12 protein-coding genes, 2 tRNA genes and 1 riboswitch are annotated in these 10,105 nt (G+C 41.3%); of the genes, 4 read left to right on the top strand and 10 right to left on the bottom strand.

Annotated elements, in window-relative coordinates; genetic code table 11:
• Positions 1-235: 235 nt before the first annotated feature.
• From CLHUN_RS20775 to rbr, 5 genes are all read right to left on the bottom strand, one after another.
• Positions 236-311 (bottom strand) — tRNA-Lys (locus CLHUN_RS20775).
• Between the two features lie 99 nt (positions 312-410).
• A complete protein-coding gene (locus CLHUN_RS20770; RefSeq protein ID WP_080066608.1) occupies positions 411-1,031 on the bottom strand; it encodes a cyclase family protein in 621 nt (206 codons plus the stop codon).
• A 113-nt stretch (positions 1,032-1,144) separates the two neighbouring features.
• Entirely contained in the window at positions 1,145-1,549 is a 405-nt protein-coding gene (locus CLHUN_RS20765; protein WP_080066607.1) for a hypothetical protein, read from the bottom strand.
• Between the two features lie 51 nt (positions 1,550-1,600).
• Complete coding sequence (locus CLHUN_RS20760; RefSeq protein ID WP_080066606.1) at positions 1,601-2,242, bottom strand: phosphatase PAP2 family protein; 642 nt, start codon at positions 2,240-2,242, stop codon at positions 1,601-1,603.
• Between the two features lie 96 nt (positions 2,243-2,338).
• Positions 2,339-2,878, bottom strand: a complete 540-nt coding sequence (rbr, locus tag CLHUN_RS20755; protein WP_080066605.1) for a rubrerythrin — start codon at positions 2,876-2,878, stop codon at positions 2,339-2,341.
• A 307-nt stretch (positions 2,879-3,185) separates the two neighbouring features.
• Here rbr and CLHUN_RS20750 point away from each other — a divergent pair, with 307 nt between their 5' ends.
• Positions 3,186-3,665 (top strand): acyl-CoA thioesterase, encoded by a 480-nt coding sequence (locus CLHUN_RS20750; protein ID WP_080066610.1) that lies wholly within the window; start codon positions 3,186-3,188, stop codon positions 3,663-3,665.
• 63 nt (positions 3,666-3,728) lie between these two features.
• Positions 3,729-4,460, top strand: coding sequence for an NAD-dependent protein deacylase (locus CLHUN_RS20745; RefSeq protein ID WP_080066604.1), 732 nt, complete (start codon positions 3,729-3,731; stop codon positions 4,458-4,460).
• Between the two features lie 25 nt (positions 4,461-4,485).
• On the opposite strand, the gene crcB is transcribed toward CLHUN_RS20745, so the two are convergent.
• Entirely contained in the window at positions 4,486-4,854 is a 369-nt protein-coding gene (gene crcB / locus CLHUN_RS20740) for a fluoride efflux transporter CrcB (RefSeq protein WP_080066603.1), read from the bottom strand.
• 279 nt (positions 4,855-5,133) lie between these two features.
• A riboswitch (glycine riboswitch) is annotated at positions 5,134-5,231 on the top strand.
• Positions 5,232-5,322: 91 nt separating this feature from the next.
• On the opposite strand from crcB, the gene CLHUN_RS20735 reads away from it, so the two are divergent.
• Both CLHUN_RS20735 and CLHUN_RS20730 read left to right on the top strand, forming a co-directional pair.
• Positions 5,323-6,738 carry an alanine/glycine:cation symporter family protein gene (locus CLHUN_RS20735; protein WP_080066602.1) on the top strand — a complete coding sequence of 472 codons (1,416 nt, stop codon included), beginning with the start codon at positions 5,323-5,325 and terminating at the stop codon, positions 6,736-6,738.
• 181 nt (positions 6,739-6,919) lie between these two features.
• Positions 6,920-6,997, top strand: a tRNA-Pro gene (locus CLHUN_RS20730).
• A 48-nt stretch (positions 6,998-7,045) separates the two neighbouring features.
• Here the strand turns inward: CLHUN_RS20730 and CLHUN_RS22230 are convergent.
• The 4 genes from CLHUN_RS22230 to CLHUN_RS20720 form a co-directional block, all read right to left on the bottom strand.
• Positions 7,046-7,210, bottom strand: a complete 165-nt coding sequence (locus CLHUN_RS22230; RefSeq protein WP_165755815.1) for a hypothetical protein — start codon at positions 7,208-7,210, stop codon at positions 7,046-7,048.
• Positions 7,211-7,335: 125 nt separating this feature from the next.
• Positions 7,336-7,509: a hypothetical protein gene (locus CLHUN_RS22225; protein WP_165755814.1), complete on the bottom strand. Its 174-nt coding sequence runs from the start codon at positions 7,507-7,509 to the stop codon at positions 7,336-7,338.
• Between the two features lie 147 nt (positions 7,510-7,656).
• On the bottom strand, positions 7,657-8,811 hold the full coding sequence (locus tag CLHUN_RS20725; protein ID WP_080066601.1) for an aminotransferase class V-fold PLP-dependent enzyme: 1,155 nt from the start codon (positions 8,809-8,811) through the stop codon (positions 7,657-7,659).
• Positions 8,812-8,892: 81 nt separating this feature from the next.
• Positions 8,893-10,074: an aminotransferase-like domain-containing protein gene (locus CLHUN_RS20720; RefSeq protein ID WP_080066600.1), complete on the bottom strand. Its 1,182-nt coding sequence runs from the start codon at positions 10,072-10,074 to the stop codon at positions 8,893-8,895.
• Positions 10,075-10,105: the final 31 nt, after the last annotated feature.

Raw genomic sequence — 10,105 nt, 5'->3', positions numbered from 1 at the left:
AAAGAAAAAGCAACAGCAGAGCTGGGGCTTAGCTTCCTTGCGTACAATATGAAAAGAGCGATAAATATGGTGGGAGTAAAGAAGTTAATTGAAGCAATGTAGGAGGTAATCCATAAAATATTCCTGTCTAAAAACAAAAACGGTACCGAAATTGGTTTTTCACATCAATTTCGTACCGTTTTTCATTCTTAAAACGCCGAAAAGCCCGACAAAATCGGACTTTTCAGACAAATTGTGGTGCGCCATCAGGGATTCGAACCCGGGACACCCTGATTAAGAGTCAGGTGCTCTACCAACTGAGCTAATGGCGCATTTTCAAGCGTTTCGGGCATCTGCACCTCCCGAACACTTTTATATTATAAGAGCTATGCAGGGTGTTGTCAACACTATTTTAAAATTTTTTTCACTGCTTAAACCGTCAATCTGGCCACTGCTCTGACCATACTGGAATCCGCGTTTATTTTAAGAGGAAAGGCCATAACCTCAAATTCATCCTCTTGATTTAACTTATCCAGGTTTGTAAGGTTTTCAAGGATGAGTATGTTGTTTTTGAGCAAAAATTTGTGTATTTCGAAAGGAAACCTGTCGGGAGAAGGCATGTCAATTCCCAGAAGCCTTATGTTATTATCCGCCAGATATCTGCACAAGGACATGTCCAGGACAGGATGGCCGGTATAGTAGCTGTCAGTCCCGTAATATTTGTCCATGCCCGTGTGAATCAAAACTATACTTTTACCTTTTATGGCTTGTGCGTAAGCCGGCGTCAATGCTATAGCAGCTTCGTTTTGAGCATGGATTATTCCGCCTGTACCGCAGAAATGCTCCAGCGGCATACTTGATATATACTCGCTGACATCCAGCAGGTGCATTTTACCGTCTATATGCGTACCGGCATGCATTCCGGTATGAAGCAGGTGATTATTGTAGTGAGCTTCCTTATAAACACTGGTGTGTTCAAGTATAACACTGTCATCTCCGGGATAAACCGGCATTCCTGTATGAATAGGTTGGGACAAATCAATAATTTTCATTGGTTTCAATCCTTCTCTTTTATTTATACCGTATAAATTCTAGCACATTTGAGAGAAGGGTTAAAGTTCTTGAGCGCCCCGGCTCCGCCAGAACGCTCAAGATAACGCCGGAATTACTGCACTACATAATTAGTTACCAGGCGGTTTTGCCCGCACAGTATCTCTATCTGATAAGTTCCGGCGTCGGTATTTTTATCAACCTTCCAGGTGCATAAGACACTTCCGTCCCTGCCGGCCACAATATTCCTGGTTGTGGTAAAATCCCTGCCCCCTACCCTGTAGCTGCAAATAATCTTGCAATTACTGTCAGGAGCGCATTTTAAAGCCAGTACACCAACTTCTCCCTTTTTTATATAGGGACGTTTGGCTATGACCTGTATACTTGGATTTGCATCGGCCTGGGTCACCTGTACGCTGTTAACCTTGACAGCATTGTTTGAACCATCCATAAGACGTATTGCAAAAAAACCGTTCATTAACAGGCTTATAGCCAATAAATAAGGTAAAATCCGCTTCATAAGCATCACCTCAAAAAGTATTTTACCTTATTTTCTCCACAGTATTTTATTTTATTTGCCGGCTGCTCTTGCATATTTTTCCTGGAGCTTTTCAATTATCAGGGTTATTGCTCCAATCCAGAACACACCAAAGGAAAATCCCCCCAGGACGTCGCTTGCATAATGAACGCCCAGATAAATCCTGCTCAGTCCGATAAGGCATATCAGAGCAGCAAGAACAGCAGTGACAGCTATTTTATAGCCGCTTTTCAGGTACCTGCAGCACAAATAGATAAAAAACCCATAAAAGCAGGCGGCTGCCATGGAGTGCCCGCTGGGAAAACTCAGCCCGCTGACCTCAGTCAACTGGAGTATGTCAGGTCTGACCCTGTTAATCATCCACTTAAGCCCCACATTTACTAAGGAACTTAAGGCAATATTTAATATTATAATAGCTGAATAAAAGGAATACTTCCGCTTTTTAATAAAAATTCCCGGTATAAATACAACTGATGCGCTGCTCAAAAATAATCCCGATGCAAAAAAAGAAACCGCCCTCATAAATGAAGTCATTTTTTCCGATATCATTTTTGATACAACCGAATAAACACTTGTGTCAAAACCCTGAATGTTATTAAAAACTACAGTTACATACAAAACACCAAATACAAGCAGCGGTAAAAAAACAGTTAAAAAAATTCTGAAGCTCTTCAATTTTACCCTCTTTTCCGACCTGTGCCGAATAAAATTATAAAACAGCAAAAAGTCCGATTTTTCAACCGGACTTTTCCTTGGTATATTTCTGATGGATTAATAGTTTTTAGCCACCATCTGGAAGTAAGCCTTGGGATGGTCACAAACAGGACAAACCTCAGGAGCTTTTTCGCCAATATGGATGTGTCCGCAATTTGCACATTGCCAGATAACCTTTTCACCCTTTATAAATACTGCATTTCCTTCAACATTTTTAAGCAAAGCAAGATATCTTTCTTCATGTTCTTTCTCAATTTTGCCTACAGCATCGAAAAGATATGCAATTTTATCGAAACCCTCTTCCTTTGCTTCTTTTGCAAAGGTTGCATACATATCCGTCCACTCGTAGTGCTCGCCGCTGGCAGCATCTTTAAGGTTGGTAGCAGTGTCGGGTATACCTTCATGTAAAAGCTTGAACCATATTTTTGCATGTTCCTTTTCATTGTTTGCAGTTTCGGTAAAAAGGGCCGCTATTTGTTCAAAGCCTTCCTTCTTCGCCTTTGAGGCATAATATGTATATTTGTTACGTGCCTGTGATTCGCCGGCAAATGCCGCCATTAAATTAGCTTCTGTTTTTGTACCTTTTAAATTGCTCATTGAAACCCTCCTTGAATAAATAAAAATTTGAGATTTAACTTAAGAATGTTATTATGACATAATAAATCATAAATAATATACCACACTTTTTAAATTTATAACCAAATTTTATACATTAATTTTTAAAAGTTTAATTTAAAAGCTCCGGCATAAAAATGCACGGTCATTCATTTATGTTCCGGCAAAACGGATTATATATTGAAAAAAAGGGTATGAATCTACAAATATATATTATATGCTTATTAAAAAAACAGTTATAATATTAATAGTTTCGCTGCTGAATATATACAACTTCAGGGAGGTCAATATGGATAAAAAAATATATAAGAAGGTTTCCGACTCAAGAACAGAGCAAATACAAATTCTGATGCCGGAGCACATAAACGGCTTTAACCGGCTTTTTGGAGGAAGGCTCATGGAATGGATCGATGTGGTTGCGGCTGTGGTTGCCAGACGTCACTCAGGCTGCAATGTCACTACCGCCTCTATTGACAACCTCCAATTTAAAGCTGCCGCATACGTAAACAGTACTATCTTTCTTACCGGACAAATCACTTACGTGGGAAATACCTCCATGGAGGTCAGGGTTACAACCTATGTTGAAAAGCTGGACGGGATGAGGCATATGATAAACAGGGCATATCTCGTGCTGGTGGCACTGGACGAAAATGACCACCCTGTTCAGGTTCCGGGTCTTACCCTTGAAACCGAAGAAGAAAAACTGGAATGGGAAGCTGGAAAAAAGCGCAGTAAGCTAAGGAAGCAAAGAAGACTGGAAGCTTTTTAACTCTTACTTATCCTTCACTGAATAAATAATTTATTTATAAGTATTTGAGCAGGAGATGTTTTTATGAATGAAAAAGCCCTATCGGAAATAATCGGACAAAGTAGCAACATAGTCTTTTTTGGAGGAGCAGGTGTGAGCACCGAATCGGGCATAGCCGACTTCCGTTCGGAAAATGGACTCTACAAGACCTCCCGGGGTCTGTCGTACCCTCCTGAAACAATGCTTTCCCACAGCTTTTTCTGTTCTCACACAAAGGATTTCTATAACTTCTACAGAGAGAAAATGATTTTCAGAAATGCTTTGCCAAACCCGGGGCATATAGCTCTGGCGGTACTGGAGCAGCTTGGCAGGCTAAAGGCGGTAATTACTCAGAACATAGACGGACTTCATCAGCTTGCAGGCAGCAAAACCGTATATGAACTGCATGGTTCCATTCACAGGAATTACTGTACAAACTGCCGCAGGCTTTACCTGCTGGACTTTATTGTAAATTCCCCGGACATACCCATATGTACCGAATGCGGCGGAATTGTAAAACCCGATGTGGTTTTATACGAAGAGGTACTTGATGACATAGTGGTAAACAGCGCAATAACAGCCATCAGCAAGGCAGAAATATTAATTATCGGAGGTACGTCGCTGGTAGTATATCCTGCGGCAGGTCTTATCAACTATTTTAAAGGAAACAAGCTCATTTTGATAAATAAAAGCTCCACGCCTTATGATGCAAAGGCAGATATGGTATTTCACCAGCCTGTAGGAAAACTTTTGAGTGATGCCGTCAATATGCTGTAGAAATCAGGCAAAGTAAAAATACGTTTTATGCGGCCAGCAGCTTGCCCAGTACAGTACCGGACAAACAGAAGGCAATGCTTAATACCACGTTCAGTACGGCAAAAAGTGTGTTTCCATTCTGATAAAGATTGACTGTTTCAAGGCTGAAGGTTGAGAAGGTTGTGAACCCTCCCAGAATGCCGGTAGTTAAAAAGAGCAGCAATCTTTTATTGTGGGGATACAGGTTTGAGAACAACTGTGTCACCATTCCGATCAAAAAAGAGCCTATTACATTTATTATTAAAGTAGAAACAGGAAAATTCACGGGGTTTATCCTGTTTACAAGTGTTGACAGCAAATATCTGGAAATTGTTCCAATGAAACCTCCGCAGCCCACAGCCAATACATTCAGCATACTCTTCTCCTTATGTTTGCCATAGATTACTTAAATATTACTTACAGCATACAGTTATTATACTGTAAAATCGCTGCATTCTCAAATCTAAAATCTTATTTGTGGTGAATTTTCAGACATAATGCACTGAACAAGCCTCACATTTTCAGCAAATATGCCAAAATTCACACAGTACAAAAAAATACTTTTGCCATGCCCATTATATTATGTTAAATTAATTATTGCGAGTTTAGTGATTTAAAAAATTTATTGAGGTAAAATACAGTTTATTAAATCATTTAGCTGCTCTCTGGAGAGTCCCATTTTTGGGCGCCGAAGGTGCAAGGAAAGGCGTACTGCTTTTCCGGTCTCTCAGGCAAAAGGACAGAGCTATCAGAGCTTCATGTCTTTCTCTTTTGAGGGCCAAAACAAAAAATGTTTTGGCTTTTTTGTTTTTCAAAAAATTCAAGAAGGGATTGGTCAAAAAGAATGTTAGAAAAAATCGACAACTTTATCACCTGGTTTGACGGTGTCGTATGGGGGCTTCCCCTCATTATCCTGGTTTTACTTGTAGGAATTTTAATGACTGCTCGTACCGGTCTGCTGCAAGTCAGGCATCTTCCCCGCGCCCTGCGGTATATGGTGAAAAATGAAGAAGGAGGAACCGGAGAAGTATCCAGCTTTGGGGCTCTGTGCACCGCCCTGTCAGCCACGATTGGAACGGGTAATATTGTGGGTGTTGCCACCGCTATAGTAGCCGGCGGCCCGGGAGCGCTGTTCTGGATGTGGATTGCAGCATTTTTCGGTATGGCCACAAAGTATGCGGAAGGACTTCTGGCTATTAAATTCCGTACTGTGGATAGTAACGGTCATGTTTTAGGAGGACCATTCTATTACATAGAAAATGGCATGGGTAAGCGCTGGAAATGGCTTGCAAAGGCTTTTGCGTTTTTTGGAGCCGCGGCTGGATTAATGGGAATAGGAACCTTCGTTCAAATCAACGGTATTTCGGACGCGGTTCATAATTATTTTGACAAGAATGATAAATGGACACTTTCTCTTTTAGGTACCGATTATTCCTGGACTATTGTAATTACCGCAATTGCAGTGACGCTTTGTGCAGGTCTGGTCATCATAGGCGGCCTGAAAAGAATCGCCAGTGTTTCAGAGATAGTTGTTCCTTTCATGGCAATTTTTTATGTGCTGGCAACACTTATAGTGGTTATTGCAAATGCCAAAGCAATTCCTGGTGCTCTGGCTGAAGTGTTTGAAGGCGCTTTCGGACTGAGAGCCGTGGGCGGCGGTGCACTTGGCGCAATGCTTGTTGCAATGCAAAAGGGTATCGCACGAGGTATTTTCTCAAACGAATCAGGTCTGGGAAGTGCGCCTATTGCGGCGGCGGCGGCAAAAACCCACGAGCCGGCCCGACAGGGCCTGGTTTCCATGACGGGAACCTTTGTGGATACTATAATAATCTGTACTATGACAGGTCTCTGCATTATTACAACCGGCTCATGGAACATTGGCCTCAAGGGTGCAGCCGTAACCCAGAATGCATTTGAGTCGGGCTTCAGTTTTGCGCCCTCGTTAGGCTCCTTTATACTCATGCTGAGCCTTGTATTCTTTGCATTTACTACCATAATCGGCTGGAACTATTATGCCGAACGCTGTATGGAATACCTTACCAACGGAAATATGAAGGCAGTGAAAGCATACCGCTGGCTATATATCCTGGCAGTTTTTGCGGGACCCTTCATGGCTATTGAAATTGTCTGGAACATTTCAGATATCTTCAACGGAATGATGGCCTTCCCCAATCTGATTGCCCTGATAGCTCTCAGCGGCATTGTTGCAGCAGAAACCAGAAAATACTTTATAAAGGTTAAGGAACAAAACCTGAGATAGAAAAAGGCTGTTTGACAAACCCTGCAAATGCACCTGTTATTAACCTGTGCATTTGCAGGGTTTGTTTGCACAATAATTGTAAAATGTACGAATCAGCTTATGAATTCAGATAAACTAAAAATATTTTTGACAATTTGTATTTACACAAAATTTTTGATGTGTTATAATGATTGAGCGTTATCGGGATGTAGCTCAGTTTGGCTAGAGTGCTTGCTTGGGGTGCAAGAGGTCGCGTGTTCAAGTCACGTCATTCCGACCAAATAAACCGTGAGATTTCTGTAGAAATCTCACGGTTTATTTTTTATCATTACCGCTTCTGCTCCTTCTGCTGTTTCTTATTATTCAAAGCCTTCTCAAATTCCTTGTGCATCTCTCCGTCACTTTTCTCCTTGCTGCCTGACCTGTCATCCTTTTTTTGGCTCCTGGTCACCCTGATCACCGGATAAACTGCCGATACTCTTTTGATTTCCATATACCCACCTCCCTGTAATATGAAAACGCTGAGTCTTATATAATATATATCGGCATAAAAAAAACAGCCCTTACTAATTTTACAATAAAGGCCATTTATTTCCCATGAACATAAATTTTAACAGCTTAGTACTTTTTAGCACCGTTTTTATTTATCACCCTGAAAACAATATAACCGATCAAGCCTATGATAGCCACTGGGAATAAAAGATTCAACACAAATCCTAAAATCCTCAATGCTATTATAAATAAGAAAATCATACCAATGATTGTTAACAGTTTTTTAAATCTATCATCCATTTTCCTCTACCTCCAAGATTAATTTATAGGTAAATTATACACCTGGAAGTTAAATTTGTCTACAATATTTTAAAAATATTTAATTGATTTATTAATTATTTTAATATTTAAATCAATATACTTAATTTTATTTCTTCGTATTGTAGATTAATTTTTATTAACTTCATATATTATACGGTTGATAGCTGAAATTGTATTATCAATTTCACTCAAACTGTTAAAATATCCTACACTTAATCTTACCATACCTGTCTTTCCGGTTCCGAAGTGCTTGTGTGCCAGCGGCGCACAATGAAGGCCCGAGCGGCATTCTATGCTGTATTTTCCATCCAGAAGGGTACATATTTCCGAAGAATCCGCACCTTTTACATTAAATGAAACAATCCCTGAATTTTCTTCCACCTTTTCCGGACTGTACAACTTTATATTCCTGTTTTGAGAAAGACCGTCATAAAGTCTTCTTACCAGTTCATTTTTTTTGGTTCTGATTGCATTCAGTCCGGTTTTTTCTATAAATTCCACCCCTGCCCCCAATCCTACTATTCCCGGCGTATTCAGCGTTCCGCTTTCAAATTTGTCCGGCAGCAGCTCAGGCTGCAGCAAATATTCCGATTTGCTTCCTGTACCGCCGCTCATAAGGGGATTAAGTCTTATATCCGCTGCTATATACAGCCCCCCCGTTCCCTGGGGGCCAAGGAGACCTTTATGACCAGGAAAGGCAACCATGCTGGCATACGTTTTTTTCATGTCAACCTCTATGCTGCCCAGTCCCTGAGAGGCATCCAGAAGAAACAGAATACCGTTGTTCTGTGCCGTCCTGCCGATTTCCCCAAAAGGCATGATTATTCCGTTAACATTTGAAGACAGGGTGCATGCAATCAGTCTGGTCTTTTTGGTTATATGCCTTTTTATGATAAACGGGTCTATTCTTCCAAGTCCGTCACCGTCAATAACAGTAAGCTTTATACCTTTGTATTTTTCCAGAATCTTCAGAGGCCTTAGCACTGAGTTGTGCTCCATACAGGTGGTAATCACATGGTCACCTTCCCTTAACAAGCCGGAAACAGCTATGTTCAGTGCTTCAGTGGCATTTTTTGTAAAGCATATATTAAGAGAATTCTCCACATTTATAAGCTCCGCAATTCTCTCACGGGTATTGTTGACGGCAAGAGAACTTTTCACCGACATGGAATGGCTGCCCCTGCCGGGGTTGGCGCAATATGTCCTTATGCATTTTTCCATTGACGCGTATACTGTTTCCGGTTTTGGAAAAGAAGTGGCGGCATTATCAAGATATATCATATTAACCTCGTGATATTATTTACTTACTATCATGGTATGAATACAAGGTTAACAAGTTTACAAAACTATATCAAATGTACATTATGCCAGGCTGAGTTCTTCTTTCAGAAGTTCTCCAAGAATACTGATACCTTTGATGATCTTCTCTTCCGATAGACCGGAAAAATTCAACCTCATAGTGTTCTCATGGCCTCCGTTTGGGAAAAATGCGCTTCCCTGGACAAAGGCCACTCCCCTCCTCAAGGACTTTTTAAGGAGCACTTTGGTATTGACCTCCTCCGGCAGGGTTACCCACAGGAACATGCCGCCCTCAGGCCTGGTATATGTCACCTCTCGGGGGAATGTCTTTTCAATAGTGTCAAGCATGGCATCTCTCCTGCTTTTATATATTTGAACATTACTTCTGATATGTGCCTGTATGTCATATTTTTCCAGATAACGGGCTATCTGCATCTGCGCAAAATAGTTTGTATGTATGTCTGTTCCCTGTTTGAACAGGACATATTTATTTATTATGCCAGGAGATGCACAAGCCCATCCCACCCTGTATCCCGGACACACTGTTTTTGAAAAGGTGCTCAGATATACCACTCTGCCCTGAGTATCAAAGCTTTTTATGGGAGGCAGCTTTATATTGTCAAAGCATAATTCGCTGTATGGGTTATCTTCAATAATAATAAAATCGTATTCATTTGCTATTTCGGCAATAGCCCTTCTGCGCTCAAGGCTCATCCGCCTTCCGGTGGGATTCTGGTAATCCGGAACCGTGTACAAAAGCTTGACTCTGCTGTTTTCCTCCAGCCTCCTGATTAAAGCTTCAGGCACAAGACCGTCCTCATCCATTTCAACCTCGGCAAACCTGGGGTAAAAGGGCTTAAAGGCATTAATGGCAGACAGATACGTAGGACTTTCACACAAAACGGTATCACCTTCATCCAGAAACACCTTGGCGGTTAAATCCAGCCCCTGCTGTGAACCGGTGGTTATCAATATGTCCTCGCTATTTACATAAATCCCCTTTTGTCCCATGAGCTCCCTGATGTTTTCCCTGAGACCTGCATACCCTTCCGAGACAGCATACTGCATGGACTTTGCCCCGCAGTCCCTGAGTATTTCATCACATATTTCCCGCATTTCCTCCACTGGAAAGGATTCCTCCGCAGGAAGGCCGCCCCCAAAGGAGATGATTTCAGCCTTGCCGGTAAGTTTTAACAATTCCCTGACTTCTGAAGCTTTTAAAAGCTCCGTCCTTTTTGCAAACATTCGAACCTCCGTTCCGCTGTCCATAGACGCT

The organism is Ruminiclostridium hungatei (genome assembly GCF_002051585.1).
Lineage (GTDB): Bacteria > Bacillota > Clostridia > Acetivibrionales > DSM-1351 > Ruminiclostridium > Ruminiclostridium hungatei.
Note: the sequence above shows the minus strand (reverse complement) of the source record. Positions and strands in the feature narration are given on the sequence as shown.